The organism is Bradyrhizobium sp. NBAIM08 (genome assembly GCF_020193935.1).
Classification (GTDB): Bacteria; Pseudomonadota; Alphaproteobacteria; order Rhizobiales; family Xanthobacteraceae; genus Bradyrhizobium; species Bradyrhizobium yuanmingense.
Window position 1 is genome coordinate 434,728 of the sequence record NZ_JADYVR010000002.1, and the last position, 18,102, is coordinate 452,829.

General features: G+C 62.5%; 15 protein-coding genes and 1 pseudogene. 7 read left to right on the forward strand and 9 right to left on the reverse strand.

Going from position 1 to position 18,102, the window contains the following annotated elements; genetic code table 11:
- Positions 1–9: 9 nt before the first annotated feature.
- On the forward strand, positions 10–1,410 hold the full coding sequence (locus I6F37_RS08200) for an amidase (RefSeq protein WP_225150890.1): 1,401 nt from the start codon (positions 10–12) through the stop codon (positions 1,408–1,410).
- Complete coding sequence (locus I6F37_RS08205) at positions 1,407–1,577, forward strand: hypothetical protein (protein ID WP_157284651.1); 171 nt, start codon at positions 1,407–1,409, stop codon at positions 1,575–1,577. Before I6F37_RS08200 ends, I6F37_RS08205 begins: the two co-directional genes overlap by 4 nt.
- 74 nt (positions 1,578–1,651) lie before the next feature.
- Here the strand turns inward: I6F37_RS08205 and I6F37_RS08210 are convergent, their stop codons facing one another.
- The gene (locus I6F37_RS08210) at positions 1,652–2,110 is read right to left on the reverse strand and encodes an Rrf2 family transcriptional regulator (protein ID WP_036000430.1); all 459 of its coding nucleotides are present in this window, start codon (positions 2,108–2,110) and stop codon (positions 1,652–1,654) included.
- 87 nt (positions 2,111–2,197) lie between these two features.
- Between I6F37_RS08210 and I6F37_RS08215 the strand changes: the two genes are divergently transcribed.
- Both I6F37_RS08215 and I6F37_RS08220 read left to right on the forward strand, forming a co-directional pair.
- Positions 2,198–2,977: a class I SAM-dependent methyltransferase gene (locus I6F37_RS08215; protein ID WP_225150892.1), complete on the forward strand. Its 780-nt coding sequence runs from the start codon at positions 2,198–2,200 to the stop codon at positions 2,975–2,977.
- Between the two features lie 235 nt (positions 2,978–3,212).
- Positions 3,213–4,322, forward strand: coding sequence for a glycosyltransferase (locus I6F37_RS08220; RefSeq protein ID WP_368736742.1), 1,110 nt, complete (start codon positions 3,213–3,215; stop codon positions 4,320–4,322).
- Between the two features lie 662 nt (positions 4,323–4,984).
- On the opposite strand, the gene I6F37_RS08225 is transcribed toward I6F37_RS08220, so the two are convergent.
- Positions 4,985–5,239 carry a hypothetical protein gene (locus tag I6F37_RS08225; RefSeq protein WP_225150894.1) on the reverse strand — a complete coding sequence of 85 codons (255 nt, stop codon included), beginning with the start codon at positions 5,237–5,239 and terminating at the stop codon, positions 4,985–4,987.
- A gap of 160 nt (positions 5,240–5,399) precedes the next feature.
- Between I6F37_RS08225 and I6F37_RS08230 the strand changes: the two genes are divergently transcribed.
- Positions 5,400–6,134, forward strand: coding sequence for a DUF3750 domain-containing protein (locus tag I6F37_RS08230; protein ID WP_109143958.1), 735 nt, complete (start codon positions 5,400–5,402; stop codon positions 6,132–6,134).
- A 179-nt stretch (positions 6,135–6,313) separates the two neighbouring features.
- Here I6F37_RS08230 and I6F37_RS08235 read toward each other — a convergent pair whose 3' ends face one another.
- The gene (locus I6F37_RS08235) at positions 6,314–7,717 is read right to left on the reverse strand and encodes a DUF305 domain-containing protein (protein ID WP_225125632.1); all 1,404 of its coding nucleotides are present in this window, start codon (positions 7,715–7,717) and stop codon (positions 6,314–6,316) included.
- 477 nt (positions 7,718–8,194) lie between these two features.
- Between I6F37_RS08235 and I6F37_RS08240 the strand changes: the two genes are divergently transcribed.
- Positions 8,195–8,947 (forward strand): hypothetical protein, encoded by a 753-nt coding sequence (locus I6F37_RS08240; protein WP_225125633.1) that lies wholly within the window; start codon positions 8,195–8,197, stop codon positions 8,945–8,947.
- 158 nt (positions 8,948–9,105) lie between these two features.
- Here I6F37_RS08240 and I6F37_RS08245 read toward each other — a convergent pair whose 3' ends face one another.
- The 6 genes and pseudogenes from I6F37_RS08245 to I6F37_RS08265 all read right to left on the reverse strand — a co-directional run bounded on the left by I6F37_RS08245 (position 9,106) and on the right by I6F37_RS08265 (position 16,649).
- Positions 9,106–9,507 carry a cupin domain-containing protein gene (locus tag I6F37_RS08245; protein ID WP_225125635.1) on the reverse strand — a complete coding sequence of 134 codons (402 nt, stop codon included), beginning with the start codon at positions 9,505–9,507 and terminating at the stop codon, positions 9,106–9,108.
- A gap of 247 nt (positions 9,508–9,754) precedes the next feature.
- On the reverse strand, positions 9,755–10,603 hold the full coding sequence (locus I6F37_RS45295; RefSeq protein ID WP_050995869.1) for an enoyl-CoA hydratase/isomerase family protein: 849 nt from the start codon (positions 10,601–10,603) through the stop codon (positions 9,755–9,757).
- Positions 10,589–11,257, reverse strand: a pseudogene (locus tag I6F37_RS45300) (type 1 glutamine amidotransferase domain-containing protein); the annotation flags it as partial. The pseudogene I6F37_RS45300 and the gene I6F37_RS45295, both read right to left, overlap by 15 nt.
- A gap of 111 nt (positions 11,258–11,368) precedes the next feature.
- On the reverse strand, positions 11,369–12,682 hold the full coding sequence (locus I6F37_RS08255; protein ID WP_036022790.1) for an epoxide hydrolase family protein: 1,314 nt from the start codon (positions 12,680–12,682) through the stop codon (positions 11,369–11,371).
- Between the two features lie 173 nt (positions 12,683–12,855).
- Positions 12,856–15,600: a winged helix-turn-helix domain-containing protein gene (locus I6F37_RS08260; protein WP_225150895.1), complete on the reverse strand. Its 2,745-nt coding sequence runs from the start codon at positions 15,598–15,600 to the stop codon at positions 12,856–12,858.
- A gap of 305 nt (positions 15,601–15,905) precedes the next feature.
- On the reverse strand, positions 15,906–16,649 hold the full coding sequence (locus I6F37_RS08265) for a hypothetical protein (protein ID WP_036022789.1): 744 nt from the start codon (positions 16,647–16,649) through the stop codon (positions 15,906–15,908).
- Positions 16,650–16,894: 245 nt separating this feature from the next.
- Between I6F37_RS08265 and I6F37_RS08270 the strand changes: the two genes are divergently transcribed.
- Positions 16,895–17,983: an alpha/beta fold hydrolase gene (locus I6F37_RS08270; RefSeq protein WP_036022787.1), complete on the forward strand. Its 1,089-nt coding sequence runs from the start codon at positions 16,895–16,897 to the stop codon at positions 17,981–17,983.
- The last annotated feature ends 119 nt before the right edge of the window (positions 17,984–18,102 follow it).

Genomic DNA, 18,102 nt, shown 5'->3' on the forward strand with positions numbered 1-18,102 from the left:
AGGCTGCGCATGAGTCTCAACGCGCTCGGCCTCGCGGACGCCGCGGCAGGCATCCGCGACGGCCGGCTCAGCTCGGTGGAGCTCGTCGGCGACTGCCTCAGGCGCATCGATGAGGTCGATCGCGATATCCAGGCGTGGGCGTTTCTCGATCGCGACCACGCGATGCGGCAAGCCGAGGCTGCTGACGATCATCGCAAGCACGGCAAGGCCACAGGCCCGCTGCATGGCGTGCCCGTGGGCATCAAGGATATCTTCGACACCGGCGACATGCCGACGGAATTCGGATCGGAGCTGTGGGCCGGACGCACGCCGCGGCGCGATGCGGCGGCCGTGGCGCGTCTGCGGGCGGCTGGAGCGGTGATCCTCGGCAAGACGGTGACCACCGAGTACGCGTACTACAATCCGGGCAAGACCCGAAATCCGCACAACCCAAATCACACCCCCGGCGGATCGTCCTCGGGCTCCGCCGCGGCCGTCGCGGCGCTGATGGTGCCGGGTGCCATCGGCTCGCAGACCAACGGCTCGGTGATCCGCCCTGCCGCCTTCTGCGGCGTGGTCGGCTTCAAGCCCACGCACGGCCTCATTCCACGCAGCGGCGCGCTCCAATTGTCGCGCACGCTCGATCATGTCGGCGTGTTCGGGCGCAACGTCGAGGACGCGGCCCTGCTGGCGGAGGTCATGGTCGACTTCGACCCGGAGGATCCGGACACCCGGCCAGTTGCGCGCCCGCCATTCTCTGTGATCGCGGCGAGCGAGCCGCCGTTGCCGCCGCGATTTGCCTTCGTGCGCTCTCCGGTCTGGGATCAGGCCGAGCCGGAGATGCGTGAAGCCTTTGCCGAGCTCGTCGGCGCTTTGGGCGAAGCGTGCAGCGAGGTCGAGCTTGGGCCGAGCTTCGACGGGGCCGTCGATATGCACCGCATCATCATGGAAGTTGATATGGCGCACAATCTGCGGCGCGATGACCAGCGCGGCGGCGACAGGCTGAGCACGCGCCTGCGTGAGGCGATCGCGCGCGGCCGCGCGCATCTTGCGGCGGATTATTGCAACGCTCTGGCCGGGATTGCGCCGCTCAACCGGGCCTTGGACCACCTTTTCGATGAATACGACGCCATCCTGACGCCCGCGGCACCGGGCGCGGCGCCCGGAATCGAAACGACGGGCAACCCGGCTTTCTGCTCGCTCTGGACCTATCTCGGCGTCCCCGCCATCAGCCTTCCATTGATGCGCTCGGAATCGGGCCTTCCGCTGGGCGTCCAGCTCGTCGGCCGCCGCGGCAACGACGCCCGCCTCTTGCGCACGGCGCACTGGCTGATCAAGACCATCGGGCGCACGCGTGCTAGCGGTCGGCGCAACGCCCCGAGCGCCGGATCGAACTCGGCTCCCGGCGCGGAGAAAAGGAAAGTGCGATGACCAATCTGATCACCGGACTCATCGGCCTCGCGCTCATGATCGCATTTCTTGGAATCCTGCTGGTCTGGATCAAGGCCATTCCGCTCATCATCATCGTTGTCTGCGTCGTGGTGCTGGCCGTGATCGATTTCGTGCGATCCCTGCGGACGAACGGCGCGCCTCGCTGAATGCCCCATGGCAAGAAGACGCTTCACTTCTCGGCATTGGCCGGAGCAGCCGGAATTACGACAAGAAGAGAGCTTTAGCGGCCAACCCGTTCGAGCTGCCACCTGGGATCGCCTGCGCAGCGCGCGTCGAGACCTTTGCTCAAGTCTGCGAGGCTCACCGCGCCCAACCGTTCGACCAGCAATGCTTCGGCATCGCGAAGGACATCGTCCACCGCTGCGTTGACGAGTTGCTCGATCGCACAGTCTGGATTGGAATGCTCGTTCCCGATCGCAAATAGCCGGGGACCACCAACCGCACGATAGACATCGAGAAGTGACACGCGCTCGAGGTCGCACGCGATGACCCACCCGCCGCCATGCCCTTTGTCCGACCGGACATAGCCCGCATCGCGCAGCCCCGCCAATGTGCGGCGAACGACGACCGGATTGGTCCCCAGCATCGTGCCGATCGCCTCCGAGGTCATGGGGCCGTCATGTCGCGCCATGTGGAGCAGCACATGCAGCATTCGGGAAAGGCGGCTGTCGTTTCGCATCGGCTGATCTTTCGCACGCACCCCATCATTGGCAAGGGCACGCAGTCATGATACATATAAAGTTACATGAGTCATGAGGTATCGGACGTGCGACAGTTTGAGGATCCAGACCACTGGGACAGCGCAGCGAGGCATTATCGAGAGACCGCGCACCCTTTCACCGCCCTGTTTGCGGAGGCGGCGCTGGCGCGCGTAACCCTGACGCCTCAGAGTCATGTTCTTGACGTGGCAGCCGGCACCGGCGCGCTCGCGCTGACAGCCGCTCGCACCGGCGCACGAGTCCTGGCGACCGACTTCTCGCCCGGCATGGTCGGATGCATCGCAGCTGCTGGTCTGCCCAATGTGGAGGCGCGGGTCATGGACGGACAGGCGCTCGATTTGCCTGACGCGCATTTCGATGCCGTCTTTTCGATCTTCGGTGTCATCATGTTCCCCGATTGGCGCAAGGGTTTGGCAGAGATGCGACGGGTTACGCGCCCCGGCGGGCATGGCGTGGTTGCGACCTGGCAGGATCGGGGCGCAGCGACCTTCCTCCTGTTGGGCGAAGTGCGGCAAAAGCTGTTCCCTGATCGGCCGGGCATGGCAATGCCTGAAGCCGTTCAGGCCATGAGCGATCCGGACGATTTCGCCCGCGCCCTCGTCACTGCCGGCTATCGCGATCCCCGGATCGACGCGGTGACTCATGATTTTCTGCTCAACGTCGCGGCGCTCGACGCGCCTGACACGCTTTTCGGCATGTCGCCCGACTGGACCAGCCTGGACGACATCGAAAAGGCTGCGGTGATTGCCGAGGTGCGGGCCAGAGCCGATGGTCGTCCGGTGCTGCCGATAAGCTCGACCGCACTCATTGGCGTCGCTGAACGATGAGGCTCAAACAATAAAGTCTGGCGGGCCGTCACACTATCGGCCGATCTCTCGATCTCCCGAAACCCGAGCGTCTGACCAGTGAGCAGAAACTCGCGCCCGATTGCGACACATGGGTGGGGTGTGGTCAAAGCTTCATCAGAAGCGGCTTGTCTGAGCAGCGGTTGTCGTCCCAATCCATTTCTCAATGGTCAGAAGCATGCGAGTCGCAATCCATACACTAGGCACCCGCGGCGACGTGCAACCCTATCTCGCCTTGGCGCTCGGTCTGAAGCAGGCCGGGCACGAAGTGCTGATCGCCGCGCCCTCGCAGTTCGAATCGTTCGTCGTGAGCCGCGGCATCGCTTTCGCGCATCTTCCGAGTGAATATCTCGCCCTCCTGGAAACCCCGGAAGCCAAGGCGGCAATGGCGGGCGGTGCGGGGTTTATGGCTGGCTTCAGGATGCTGAAGCAGTTCAGGCCGATCGGCCGCCAACAGCTCAGCGCCGAATGGCAAGCCGCCCGACGATTTCGTCCAGAACTGATCATCTATCACCCGAAGGCCATCGCCGCGGCGCATATCGCAGAAAAGTTATCCTGCCCTGCCGTTCTGGCTTCTCCCCTGCCTGGCTTCACACCGACAGCAGCGTTCGCGAGCCCGCTCGTGCCGTTCCGCTCGCTTGGCCCCCTCAACAGACTCACGCACAGCGCGATGGCTCACAGCGCCTACGCCCTCTTTCGCGGGATGATCGGGGAATGGCGGGCCACCGAACTCCACCTCGCAAACACGCCGGAGAAGAAGCTGCGGCCTCGCGCGACGCTCTACGCCTATAGTCCGCATGTCGTGCCCGTTCCGCCGGACTGGCCGAATACTGTCGCGGTGACTGGGTACTGGTTCCTGGGAGGCGACGACGTTTGGCAGCCTGACCCGCAACTCCAGCGCTTCGTAGAGGGCGATGAGCGGCCTGTTTATGTGGGCTTTGGCAGCATGCCAGGTGTCGACCCGACGTCCCTGACGAAACTCGTACTGGAGGCATTGGCCAAGGCTGGGAAACGCGGCGTTCTAGCGGTCGGCGGCGGTGCTCTTCGAGGCGATCTCGGAGCCAGTCACGTCCATTTCATCCAAGGCGCACCGCATGCGCAGTTGTTCCCGCTGATGTCGGCCTGCGTCCATCACGGCGGGGCCGGCACTACGGGGGCTGCGCTTCGAGCTGGAAAGCCGAATATCATTTGTCCCTTCTTTGGCGACCAGCCGTTCTGGGGAAGGCGCATCGATGATCTGGGCGTCGGACCAAGATCAAGAGGAGTGAGGAACCTTTCAGCCGATTGGCTGGCCGCCGCGATCGCAGAGGCCACCGGAATCCGTTGATTCAGCAGCGAGCGAACCGCCTTGGCGAAGCGATCCGCGTCGAAGACGGCGTCGCAAGCGCGATTGGCTTCCTGCGAAGCCAACACCTTCTCAATTAGGCCCGAAATTGCACAGGCCGATTCAAAAGGCTCGAGTTGCAATGCAAGTGAGCAGCCCTTGCGGCCGATCAACACAGATGCCTGCTCCTGGTCCACTGCGAGGGAACGTCGACCAAAGCGCTGCCATAGCGAGTGGGCACGCCGCCTTGATCACCGCTACTTCTTAAGGATACCCGTGTTGGTGTTTCCAAGCTGCTGGATGGCGGCGTCGACGGCTGGCGTGTTGTAAGACGGTCGAGATCCGCCACCCTCCTGACCGGACGGGGGCAGCCCGAGTCTCTGGCCCGTCGTTCCCTGGCCCTTTGCATTAAGCGTGTTGGGCCCCGGCGAACCGCCGGTTCCGCTCAGCGTCGTCCCGTTCGAGAGCGTCGAGCCACCAGCGCCGCCCGAACCCGTTGCGCCCGCCCCTCCAGCGGAGGAAGCACCTCCTGAACCGCCTCCTGAGCTTTGCGCCATGGAAAACGAGATGGTGCCCAGAAGGACAGTCGCGGCCAAAACCAGAAGTCTCATCGTCCACCCTTTCCTATGCCAGCGCCTGAAACCGCTTGCTTCTTGTCACAGTTCCTAGCGGCGGCGAGCGATCCATGCTCCGGCCAGGAAAGCGACGAGCAAGGACCGTAACGGCGCCCTCACCGTCACCTCGCGCAACTGATCAGCCCATCGCTTCGCCGGCTCTGGCGACGGCGTGCGGGCCTGCGGAGCAAAAGCCCGTTCTTGCTCTCCGGAACCCGGCCGCGGGCCTGAAGTCCGCTCCATGCCGCCCTGATCGTCCGTCAGCCCGGAGGCTTCGGTCATTGCCGCGGCTTCCTTCATGTCCATGCGTGTGCTCCATCCGTTGCGGAACAACTCAACCGATCTCGTGCCCGCCCGACCGAGGTGACAGGCTCGTTCGGCGACCGGGAGCGGCTATGGCGTCGACATCGATGCGAACTATATGTTTGCCGAAGATCCCCGCCGTACCACTCCCTTGAAAAAGCCATTGCTCATCTTTCTGTTCCTCGTCTTCGCACCGCTTGCCGCATCGGCGGCGAGATATTTTTGGCTGGATGATGGCCGCCAGAGCTGGCAGACGGCCGACCGCTCCAGCGCAGGTCTATTGACCGCCGCGGCCGACCACCGTGAGGCCGTCATCCGGGTGTTCGGAGCAAGAACGGTGAGATGGCGCGGCATCTTCGCGATTCACACCTGGATCGTCGTCAAAGAGAAAGATGCGCCGACCTACACAAGGTACGACTACACGGCCTGGGGCGAGCCGATCCGCACCAACGGCTTCGCTCCGGACGGGCGATGGTTCGGCGCTGTGCCTGAAATCGTCGTGGCCGTCGATGGCGAGCGTGCGGAGGCGCTGATTCCGAAGATCAGGCATGTGGTCGAAAACTACAGGTTTCGATCCTATGGAGATTACAGCGTCTGGCCTGGGCCCAATTCGAACACCTTCGTGCAGGCCGCACTCGATTCCGTCCCTGAGCTCCGGGCCGTCCTGCCGCCGACCGCGATCGGCAAGGACTTCCCGTACACCGGCAAATGGTTCGGCGTAACGGCGTCCGGCACGGGCATCTACGCCTCGCTTGCCGGATACATCGGCTTCTCGCTCGGCTGGGTCGAAGGTCTGGAGATCAATTTCTTCGGCGCCGTTCTCGGCATCGACATCCGACGCCCGGCGCTCAAGCTACCTGGCCTCGGTCGGCTTGGGGTAACCCCCGGCCTGTCGTGATGGAGAGCGAACTGCTGGGTTGGCCGCACCGTTTGTGGACTGCTCAGTCCTTTCGTAAGAGCTTGGATCGATAGAAGAGCTGGCTGCTTACTGACGTGATGTTTGTTCCTGCCGAGCATCTGCTGCGCTCAAGCGGGACCAATCAGGACGACGGAGCCTGTCGCGCTCATCGCCCTTCCTCACGGTTGCGGAATGTTCTTCTGACTGAGCCATGTCCGCATCTCGCCGATCTCCCGCCTTTGGGTGTCGATGATCTCGCGAGCAAAGTGCTGGTTTCGAGAATCCTTGCCGAACTTGAGGACGATCTCGGCCATGTCGACTGCGCCTTGATGGTGAGGGATCATGCCGAGCACGAAGGCTGCATCGGGATCAGCGTTGGTGATGCCTCGCATCATCGGACCGTGCATGCGGTCCATGGCGGCGCGGTAGGCATCCGGAGCCGTCAACCCTATCGCCGCAGCGCCGTGCATGCCATGCGGATGTTCGGGGTTCGGCGTATGGGTCAGCCGCTCTCCAGCCAGCGTTCCGATGTCTCCTTCGAGGCCATAAATCGCAATGTGCAGTCCCCAGTAACCCGTTGTGAAAATGACTAGCGCCGCCGCAAGTCCGGCCGGGACGCCGGCAAGCCTTCGCTTGAGTGCGGGCAGGAAATGCACCTCACGACTATGATCGGCAGCAATGGCAACGACGACCGCCATGATGAGCGCGTGTCCGATCAGGTCGGTTCGCCCGAACGGATAGACGGCTGCGTTGAAGATGATGAAAAGAGCGATGGCCGACAGCCGGCGGACAAGCGGCGTCCAGATCAAGCCGAATCCCATCGTGAATTCGGCGACGCCTGCCATCGGAATAAATACGTCGCGCGGCATGCCGAAGGTCAAGAAGGGCTTTTCCTGCACGAGCGGGTAGAACCAGTCGGGATAGGCAAACTTTTCGAGGCTCGACCACATCAGCGCGATGGCGACGCCCCAGCGCAGCGCCTCGAAGCGATGGTTGCGCCATTCCGGATTGGATGAAGCCTCCAATACCAGATAGGCGGCGACACCGACTCCAAGCGCCAGGTAGTCCAGCAAATGGAAGACATCATAGTCGCGCAGCGCGAGTAGCCACAAGGCGATGATCCCGAGAGCCGCAAGTGGCTGGGTCTTGCGAGAAAAGATCAACCCGGCGATCAGGAGCTGGGTCCAGGACACCCATTCGGCCGGCGTTTTGAGATCTGGCGTCAGGTAGACGCCGCCGACGGCGAAGATCGCCACGAAGAAGGCGGCGATGACGACGCGCACGAAGTCGTCGAGGCGCATCCAGAGAGGGTCGGTGATGCGATCCATGGCCAGCAGGATCGTCTCGCCGGCGCTCGACTTCTCGATGGCTCGTGACGCGAGGAAGAATGCCAGCACGAGCGCAATGCCGGTCCAGAACCATACATTGGTCAACGTGGCCCCGATCGACTGTGGTGGCGCTCCGACAATATAGGGCGCAAACCATTTGACATGTGCGTGCGCCGGCACCGGCGCCGCGACCGGTGCGAGGATGATCAGGGCCAGCAGGCAACCAGAGGAGCGAGGCGGCGCGGGATGGTTCAATTTCTGCTCCTCAGGTGGTGAGGTGACTAAAGCGTGATTGAGGCGGGGCGGTAGGAGACGAGAACGCCAGAGCCTGATCAAGGCGATGGCTCTTGTGATAGTTTAGACGTTGCCAAGCGTGCTCCCTACTCTTTTTTCAATCGAGCTGCATCACGGCGGACGCGCGCTGTTGCCCAGAAGCTCCACGCGCCCAACCTGTCCCGTTTCGCTGGCTGATGCCGTGCAATGCTGAGCGCGCGTACCGCCGTGGCAGCGGGCTATTGCGGCAGGTAGCCGCCGTTGATCACAACTTCGGCGCCGATGATGTAAGCGCGTAAGCACGCGTCGGAGGAGGCTGTGAGCTGGTTCACATGCTCTCTTAGTTAAACGGAGTACGGTTGGAAGAAGCCGGATAAGAGAAGGGCATCGCGTCGGCGCAGCGTCCGCTGCCGGAATTGGGCTTTTTCGGTCCAAACGTTTTCAGAAAAGTCATTTGCCATGTGTATTTTCACAAGCCGAGCCCGGCGCGCGGCAGGTCATAACCAAGCAAGCCGACCTTTCCTCTACCTTTTGGCTTCCATACTCTCGGCGGCCTGCGTCATTTCCTTTGCGAGCGCCGCGTCCGCTCAATGCGCGGCGCGCGACGTGTTGCAAAACAAGCTGAAGCTCAAGACGCGCTCGGCTCCGGCGTCGCAACAGCCTATTAAGTCCGCGCGCGACGTTGCGACATGGAAAACGATCACAATAGGTACCTTCGCCGACTCTCTTGCCTTGCGCAACGAACTCGATAGCAAGGGCTGCAATGTCGGTGGTCAAGCCGCTGAAATCCTTGCTAGGCCGACGTTCACCGTTAGCTCTCGGAAGACATATGTGGAGCTTCTCGATCTATCGCCTGCGCAGCTTGGATTCACGTCCGATACCGTGACTTTGGCTAACGTTTACGCACGCGCCCAGCAGTTCGGCCTCGAACTCGCTGCGGCCGAAGTCGGCCCGCAATTGCGTCTTCAATATTTCGACCAGCCTGTCGGCGAATTTCTCATCATCGGAATGGACCCGATCAAGACATGGAGCGGCGAGCCGATCATTCTGAATGTGGCAAATGGCGGCGCCGGATTGATACTCATCGGCCAGGATGGTCGCTCCGAAGCGGATATACCCGTAGCATCTCGTTTCATTTTCGTTCGATCCCATCGACCGGCAGCTGGCCGCGACGTCGTCGGGCCAATAGCAGGAGCCTTTCCGCCGCCGTGAGCGGACCGACGCGCTTTTGCATCGAATGTCAGGTCAATTGGCCCTCAGCCGAACTGCCCATGACCGCCGCGAAGCCTGCTCTCGGAGAGAAACCGGACCGGACGAGCAGAGCGGTCGGACCGCAGCTTGTGACCCGTTGCGGTCATGCGACAACCCGCTCATTCAATCCGTTCCCTGCTGACGAACAGTCGTCGCGGATCGATGACTGCAGTATGACGGAACTGCTTATCGATGTGATAGGCGAATTCACCCGAAGCGGAGTTGCTGTGGTCGCAGAGACGACCATTGCTCCTCTCGCTTCCGATTGCGGCCCCCGCACTGCCGCGCGGATCATCTCGCGAGTCGTGATACTCGAGGCCGAGCGGACCGAGCGCCGAGACCTGCGTGACGTACTCACCTGATTTCGCCCAGTGGAAATGCCAGGTCTCGCCCGGGAGGACAATGACGCTCCCAGGTGGATAGGCCTTGAGCTTGTCGTCATCGAAGGCTTCTCCAAGGCCGATATAGAAGACCCCGGATATGACCGTGTAGATCCGGTCCTCCGGATGCTTGTGCGGCATAAGCTTCGTTCCGCGGTACTTTAACCCAAATTAGGTACGGCCCCGGTTCGGCGGGGTGACCAACCATAACAGCTAGACGTGCGCCCGCTGGAAACGCCGGGAACGGCTCCCACGTAATTTCTTCCGGCAGAATCGCTCGGAATGTATCCTCATCCAATTGATGCTCGAGGATCATAACCTCTCCTCTGCTAGCGAAGACCTGAGAGGGGGCCGCCTCGGGGCAGCCCCTTGTCGCGGATTCGGATGGTTAGTTGTTCAGCCGGCCGACGTGATATCCGAGCCGGTTCTCAACATCGCCCGGCCGATGGAAGCCACGATCGAGCAGGATCTTGATTCGGCTCTGGCTGGCCGGACGCTGGACCGACGCGAGGAAAGCGTCCCATTCGGGCGCGATGTCCGCATCCGACGGCAGGCTCGCGACGTTGACCAGCCGCTTTGTCTCGGCGATCGCTTGCTTGTCGAAGGAGGCGATTCGTCTGGCCAGGGCGTCAACGAAGCCGTCGAGTTCTGCGTCCGTCAGCGATCGATTGACGTAACCGTAGCGTTCCGCAAGATCCCCGCTGATGTCATCGGCGCCTAGCAGCACCTCAAGGGCACGACCCCGGCCGATCAAGCGCGGGAGCCGCGCCATTGGGCCGCCGCCCGGCACGAGGCCAGCGCCGACTTCCCATTGCGACAGGATCGCATTTTCGCGGCTCGCAAAGCGCATGTCGCTTGCCAGCGCCAGTTCGCTGCCAACGCCGGTGGCGCGGCCACGGACCATGGCGATTGACGCGACCGGCGCGCGACTCAGACGGACCAGCAGGTCAGGTAGCGCCTGCAGTCCGGTGGCCCCCGGCGGAATCTTCGTCGACTCCTCCAGCGGGGCGAAGAAATTGTAGTGCGTCAGGAAGAAGCCCTCGACTGCGCTGTCGAATACGACAACCTTGACCTGCGGGTCGGTCTCGATCGCCGTGATGATTTCGTTGAGCTGCGGAATGTTCTCGGGCCCAAAGATATTCAGCGGCGGAAGGTCGAAGGTGACGCGCCAATAAGATGGCGTGCGGCGTTGCAGCCTGATGCCGCGGGTGGCTGCAGGCTTCAGGAGCTTGAGCAGCGCCTCGGCGCCGGCCTTTGACGAGGCTGGATTCTGGCCGGTGACGAGCCTTCCGTCGGTGATGACAAAGCTCTGCCAGTCCGGCGCCTTTTCAAATAGCCCGCCCAGCCGCCTCAATTCGTCTTCGACAAGGAACGGCACGACCTTCGTCAACCCAACCGCTTCTTCCTCACTGTTGGTGAATCCGGCCACGCGCTTGCCCTTCACGATCGGCTCGCCGTTGTATGTGACGTGCCGGAGCACGCCCGGCGCATGGCAGACGGCCGCCACCGGCTTGCCGGCGTTGTAGAAGGCTTCGATCAGCGCGACGGAATCCGGATCCTCGGCGAGGTCCCACATAGGGCCGTGACCACCCGGATAGAATACCGCATCAAAGTCTGCGGGCTTCATCTGCGACAGCTTGCGCGTATTGGCAAGAACCGCCTGCGCTGCGGGATCCTGCTTGAATCGCCTGGTCAGGTCGGTCTGACCTTCCGGCGTATCGCTGACGGGATCGAGCGGCGGCTGACCGCCCCGGGGCGAAGCTACGGTGATGTCCGCGCCGGCATCAAGGAAGGTGAAGTAGGGCGCCGCAAATTCCTCGAGCCAGAAACCGGTCTTGCGGCCGGTGTTACCGAGTTGATCGTGCGAAGTCATGACCATCAGGATTCTCATTGGAAACTCCCATTGTCGGCGCCATCAGGTGAACACGCCGTGTTTGGTTTGAGTGGCAAGGGGCGTCAGGTGCTGATGGGGGCGCGCAATATCCTCGCGCGCCTCCATTTTTCAGGACGATTGACGCAAAGAGCGGAACGAGGCGCGCATCTCCGCGCTGAACAGCTCGGGCTGCTCCCAGGCGGCGAAGTGTCCGCCGCGATCAAGCCGGTTGAAATGGATCAGCTTGGGATAGGCACGTTCCGTCCAACTCCGTGGGGCGGCGTAGATCTCGTCCGGGAACACGCTCACTGCGACCGGAATAGTGACATTCTTCGGCTGGAAGAACTGAAGCTTGTTCTCCCAATAAAGTCGCGCCGATGACATTGCCGTGTTCGTCACCCAGTACAGCGTTATGTTGTCGAGGATGTCGTCCCGCGTGAGCCCGGCGGTCTCGCCGCCGAAGACTCGGGCAATAAGCTGATGGCTGCGTGTATCGTGGTCGAGGATCCATGCTGCGAGGCCGACCGGCGAATCCGTGATGCCGTACAGCGTCTGCGGCCGGTTGGCCATTTCGATAGCGTAGCCGAGGCCGTGTTTGTAGAAGAAGTCGAGCTGGTTCCACGCGTTCTGCTCTTCGCCGGAGAGACCTGACGGCTGCTTCCCACCGGCCTGGAGCGAAGCCGCAACGTCGTCAGGAACAGTTGCAGGCATGTTGGTGTGGATGCCAACAAGTTCGGGTGCGCCGAGAAGCGCCATCTGTTCGGTGATGGCGTTGCCCCAGTCGCCGCCTTGCGCGACGAACCGCATGTAGCCGAGCCGCTTCATCAACACGATCCAGGCGCGCGCGATGCGCTGCGGATCCCAGCCGGTGGTCTCGGGCTTGCCGGAAAACCCGTAGCCGGGGATCGACGGGATCACCACGTCAAAAGCATCCGACGCTGCCGCCCCGTGGGCAAGGGGATTAACCAGGCGATCAACGATCTTCAGCTGTTCGATGATCGAGCCGGGCCAGCCATGCGTTACGATCAGCGGCAGCGCATTGTCGTGCCGGGACCGAACGTGAATGAAGTGGATGTCAATCCCGTCAATCTCGGTGATGAATTGCGGCAGTGCATTGAGCCGTGCTTCCACCTTGCGCCAGTCGTAGTCCGTCTGCCAGTACTGGACCAGCTTCTTGACGGTCGCGAGCTGCACGCCCTGACTGTCGTCAGTCACGGTCTCCTTCTCCGGCCACCGCGTCGCGCCGAGGCGGTGACGAAGGTCGATCAAAGTGGCCTCGGGAACATGGACGTGGAAGGGGCGGATTTCGCCAGCGGTCTTGCCCGAGGCGGGCTGCAACGGCAGAAGGCTGACGGCTCCCGCGGCGACGATGCCCATGGCGGCGGTACCCAGCAGTTGGCGGCGATCCTGGTCGATCGTTTCGGAAGTGGACTGCGCGATCATTTTAATCTCCTTGGTTTGCGGGCCGTCGATATGGCCGGCCAGGCGGTTCGTGACGCCGCCACACTTGCGCAGAACCTGGGAGATTGCTCGTTAGGTGATGTAAAAGCGCGTTATGCTCCGCCGGGCCGCTTGCTTGCCTCGCGATAACGCGAAGCGTCGCCCACCGAGAATGATCAGGACTGGAGCAGGCCGCGAGCCGACTGCAAATCGGCTGTCTCAAGCCCCTCACTGAAGCGAGCCAACGTCTGGGCTAAAGCCGTCAGCGCGGATTTCTTGCCCTGTTTGCCGGAAAGCACGACCAGCGTAATCTCGGAGCGCAGCCGCCAGGACAACGCGCCTTGCGTCTCGGCGAGTTCAATGGATGATTTGAGGCTCTGCCTCGCGCCGTCTTCGTCGCCGCCCTGGGCCTTCAGCTTGCCGCGAAGCCGGAGCAACTCCGGCATATCAAAAATCTCACCGCCGGCGGATGTACGGGACATCGAGTTGTCGAGCGCTTCAAGCGCTTCCTCAACCCGCCCTAGCCGGCCTAGCCCTTGCGCTAGGTCGGCGCTGAACCCGGATGCGTAGAGTTCGTAGCGGTCGGCGTGCAGGCGGGGCAGCACGTCGTGGAGAAGATCGACGCCGTCCTTCACGTCGCCGCGGGCTACCATCACCTGACCACGGAATCCGTCGGCCACGGCCTGATACGGAACGAAGCCGTGCATCAAGGCGTGTTCGCTCAGGCGCGCGGTCAATTTTTCCACGCTCGCCCAATCGCCGACCCAGCCAAATACTGATGCAGCCCAGCACAGCGCGATGCTGTACATCACAACGTCTTTTGGCGCGGCATCATTGGTGACCGCACGGGCGAGTTCCACCGCTTGATCAGGAAATCCCCGCAACCACAATGTTCGCGCCAGCGGAATGCGTGGCGTGCGCGCAAAGGCGAAGTGGCTGGGACCGGCAACGCGCAGCGCGATGTCGTTTTGCATGGCCTTTTCGAGGTGATGCTGCGCAAGGATCTGATTGCCGGCCAAATGATGGGAAACGCCGAGCAGGACGCTTGCTCCGGCAAGTCCTGCGGGATCGCCGATCTCGCGTGCCACTTCCTCGGCCGCCTCCGCGGACGGTACCAGGCGGTCGCATTCGCCGGTTCGCCGGTAGAACATGTTGAGGCGCGACAGCAGCCGGAATTGGTTGGGTCGATCCGACAATTTCCTTGCGACGGAGAGCCCTCGTAGCAGCGCGGCCTCGGCCTGCTCGCTGTTGCGCTCTGTGAACATGGCTGCGTGACCGAGCGCCGATTGCAGTTCGATTTCCCAGATTCCGCCGCGGTTGGTGTCGTCGAGCGCTCCGAGGGCGCGTTGCGCCACCCGGCTGCACTCGTTGAGCAGGTTCAGTTCGACGAGCAGCGGAGCACTAGCGCCGCTCAAGGGAACGCGCAATTCTGCCGCACCTTCATCCGAATAGGCCCATGACAGCGCGGCACGCACGTCGCCGAGCAGTTCGGAGCGCGCCGGCAGGCCTAGGGCATTTCCGTTCGACCCGCTACGGACCAGCGCGCTCATCACGTATTCCGCGTGCCGTCGCGCGATGGTATTGGCCTCGCCGCTTTCGCTGAGCCTTTTCAGCGCGTAGGTCCGGGTGGTGTCAAGCAACCGATACCGCATCGACGATTTGATTGGCCTGGCTGACAGCAGGGACTTGGCGACGAGTTGCCCGATCATGTCAATGACCTGCTCGTCGTCGGGCTCAGCTCCGGCAACCGCTATTGCAGCTTCCAGGGTGAACGCCCCGGCGAACACGGCAAGCCGCCGAAGCGCCAGCCGTTCGGCGTCGGTGATGAGATTGTAGCTCCAGTCCAGCATTGCGCTCAGCGTCTGGTGGCGCGGCGGTGCCGTACGACGCCCCCGCCATTCCAGTTTCAGCCGACCGTCCAGCAGCGCATCGATCTCGCGCAGGCCGTGCGCGCCGAGGCGAACGGCCGCGAGCTCGATGGCGAGCGCGATGCCGTCGAGTTTCTCGCAGATGCCGGCGAGGAGCCGCATATTGTCGGGACTCATCTCCACGCTGTATCCGGCCGCCGTCGCTCGTTCCGTAAAGAGCCGGACCGCCGGATAGGCCAGCATCTCCTCCGATGTGAGCGCCTGGTCCGCGGGGGGGGTTGCGAGCGGCGGCAACTCGACGATCTGCTCTCCCTGAACCAGCAAGGATTCTCGGCTGGTGGCAAGAATGCTGGTGCCAGGCGCCTGCAGATAGATGGCTTCGGCGAGCCGTGCGGCATGTTCGATGACGTGCTCGCAGCTGTCGAGAATGAGCACGACGCGCCGGCCGCCCAGGAATTGCACGATACTTGAGGTCGGGTCCGCGGTTTGCACGACCAGATTGAGCGCCGAAGCGACGGTGCTTGGAACAAGCTCGCCTTCCTTCAGGGGCCCAAGATCGACGAAGCGCACTTCCTGCGCGCGGCCCGACAATGCGTGGGCAACCGCAAGCGCAACCGTCGTCTTCCCGATGCCGCCAGGTCCCCGCAGCGTAATGAACTGCTCGGCGAGTAATCGCTCCGAGAGGCGCTGAACCACATCTTCCCGTCCGATCGTGCGGGTCAGCAGCAGCGGAATCGACGGTTCGCCCGAGACCATTGCCGCCGGCTTCGGGGCATCCTGCGCCGGCTGGCGCTGTTCGATGGTCGCAACGAAGCAGTATCCCCGATTGGGTACGTTGGTGATGAAGCGCGCACCGTCCTTGCCGTCGCCGAGCACCCTTCGGATCTCTGCGATGTGGACGCGGAGACTGGCCTCGTCCACCGTCAGGTTCGGCCAGGCGTGCGCCAGCAACTCGTCCTTGTGAATAATGTCTCCCGCACGACCAACCAGCAGGCACAGAATGTCGAGCGCGCGGCTACCGATCTTGACGGGACCCTGATCTTTTTCGAGCAATCGGGATTTTTCGTAAAGACAAAACCGGCCGAATCTTACGCCCAGGGAATCAGGCTCGCTCGCGCGAGATGGCTGTGCGCCTCTGTGCTTTGCTGGGAGGCTGGAAGGCATCGCCCGCTACTTCGACAATCGTCGCGATGCAATCCGCGGCGCGCGCGTTGCTTCGTTGCCGTTTATTTCGCGCATTTCACAACTATTCCGGGAAAATTAGCAGTACTGCGGTCGAGGCCAATGAGGAAGCATGTCGCGGGCGGAGCTTCAAATCAATACACAGTTAGGTCATGGGAGATGCGCCCAATATAGGGTCACGATCCGGCATTCGACTCGGCCGGGCTGAAACGAACCACAGATAGATCTATGCCGACCATCAGATCTTCCGGGATCGGCTTCAAATCACGGTCGCGCAGATAGGCGCGCTGCCTGGTCGGAATCGTGATGCCGTCGATCACGACCGGCTCGGAGAAGTATTGGGCGGCAGGAAAATTGCCGGCGATCTGCACGTGATAGTCGTGGCGCCTGATCAGCATGTCGGGTCCGAAATAGAAGTCCTGCTCGAGGCTGTGGCTGGCTAGCCTCTCCGGAAACACGGCCCGCAATCCGCGCCAGATTTCCGCGCCTTCGCGCCATGGTTCGATCTCGCGCAGCGTGAAGCCGCGCATCGTGAGCAGGAATGGCACGGTCAGGCAAGTCCAGAGCGCGTAGCCGCCGAAATAGGCCCGGTGCAGTAGATCCCAGGCGGTACGCATGTCGTGGCCATCGAACGATGCGCGCGGGTTCCTGCGCTCGGCGATTGTCCTGCTGCCGCCGGACAGGATCGCGACGCGGTCGGGGGTGAAGTCACTCCGTTGTCCAGGTTTGCCGATATCGTCGACAGACGCCCATTGCCGGTGCAGATCGACATGCACCGTCCTTGGAAGGCCACTCTGGTGCACGCATTTCAGGTCCCAGAGTTCGCCCGTGATGACGAACGATGCGCTGAGACGGCCGTGCGCCCGCCAGCGGCTTTCGCCACCATGAGCTTCGATCGCTTCGGCCAGGAGCGGAATCATGTCTAATTCTCCCCGTTTCAACCTGGCCATGGTGCCGCCGCCTACGCGCGCGGCGCGAGTTCATAGATGTAAAGCGATGTTAATGGCCGCCCGCGGAAGGCTGGACCGGCATGCGAACCGCCGGAATGGCGCCGTTTCGCGCCAAATAACATCAGTTAACGGGCGGAAATCGCCGTGTCGTTGCACAGTGAGCTCGCAACCAAGCTCGACCGAAAGCTGGACGGGCCAACGACAGGAAAATTACCATGTCAGACAAGATCGACGTTCAGCGCCGCAACTTCTTCGGCACCGCCGCGATGACGCTCGCCACGGCTCAATTTGCTCTGGCCGGCACCTCGCAGGCTGGCCTTACCAAGCTGACCGCCGCAGCCGATGCGGATCTCAACCGGACGAAATCGGGCAGCCTACCAGCGATCAAGCCGGGCACGAATACGGCTTTCTCTGCCCTCAAGCAGATCGATGCTGGCCTGCTCAATGTCGGCTATGTGGAGACCGGCCCGACAAATGGACCCGCGGTCCTGCTGCTGCACGGCTGGCCCTATGACATCTACAGCTTCGTCGATGTCGCGCCGCTGCTCGCCGGCTCCGGCTATCGCGTGATCATCCCGTATCTTCGCGGCTACGGATCGACGCGGTTTCTCTCCCCGACATCCTTTCGCAACGGTCAGCCTTCGGCGATTGCGCTAGACATGATCGCTTTACTCGATGCGCTTAGGATTGAGAAGGCTGTTGTCGCCGGCTTCGACTGGGGCGCGCGGACCGCCAACATCATGGCGGCGCTGTGGCCGGAACGCTGCAAGGCGATGGTATCTGTGAGCGGGTATCTGATCGGCAGCCAGCAGGCCGGCAAGATGCCGCTGCCGCCGAAAGCGGAACTGCAATGGTGGTACCAGTTCTATTTCGCCACCGAGCGCGGCCAGCTCGGCTATGACAAGTATCGCCGGGAATTCTCCAGGCTGATCTGGCAGCTGGCGTCGCCGAAGTGGAATTTCGACGATGCCACTTTCGAGCGCAGCGCGAGCGCCTTCGACAATCCGGATCATGTCGCGATTGTCATTCACAATTACCGCTGGCGGCAGGCGCTTGCCGATGGCGAGGCTAGATACGAGGACATCGAAGCGAAACTCGCGCAGGGTCCTGCCATCGCCGTGCCTACAATCACCATGGAAGGCGACGCCAACGGCGCGCCGCACCCGGAGCCGGCCGCCTACGCCAAAAAATTCTCTGGCAAGTACGAGCATCGGACCATCTCGGGCGGCATTGGGCACAATCTGCCCCAGGAGGCGCCGCGCGCATTCGCAGGGGCGATCATCGATGTCGATGGCGAAGCCTGATCCCGTCGAGCGAACGAGGAGAATGTGACCATGCGCAAGACAAGTGTTCTGGCGGCACTCGCCCTCATCGCGTTGCTCATGCTGATCCAATTCAGCCCGCCGTTTCTCTATGGTTAGGA

Bases quoted from the DNA above. Each gene is read 5' to 3' on its own strand.
- I6F37_RS08200 (WP_225150890.1), top strand. From the start codon at position 10: ATGAGTCTCAACGCGCTCGGCCTCGCGGACGCCGCGGCAGGCATCCGC.
- I6F37_RS08205 (WP_157284651.1), top strand. From the start codon at position 1,407: ATGACCAATCTGATCACCGGACTCATCGGCCTCGCGCTCATGATCGCA.
- I6F37_RS08210 (WP_036000430.1), bottom strand. From the start codon at position 2,110: ATGCGAAACGACAGCCGCCTTTCCCGAATGCTGCATGTGCTGCTCCAC.
- I6F37_RS08225 (WP_225150894.1), bottom strand. From the start codon at position 5,239: ATGGACATGAAGGAAGCCGCGGCAATGACCGAAGCCTCCGGGCTGACG.
- I6F37_RS08240 (WP_225125633.1), top strand. From the start codon at position 8,195: ATGTGTATTTTCACAAGCCGAGCCCGGCGCGCGGCAGGTCATAACCAA.
- I6F37_RS08245 (WP_225125635.1), bottom strand. From the start codon at position 9,507: ATGCCGCACAAGCATCCGGAGGACCGGATCTACACGGTCATATCCGGG.
- I6F37_RS08255 (WP_036022790.1), bottom strand. From the start codon at position 12,682: ATGATCGCGCAGTCCACTTCCGAAACGATCGACCAGGATCGCCGCCAA.
- I6F37_RS08265 (WP_036022789.1), bottom strand. From the start codon at position 16,649: ATGATTCCGCTCCTGGCCGAAGCGATCGAAGCTCATGGTGGCGAAAGC.
- I6F37_RS08270 (WP_036022787.1), top strand. From the start codon at position 16,895: ATGTCAGACAAGATCGACGTTCAGCGCCGCAACTTCTTCGGCACCGCC.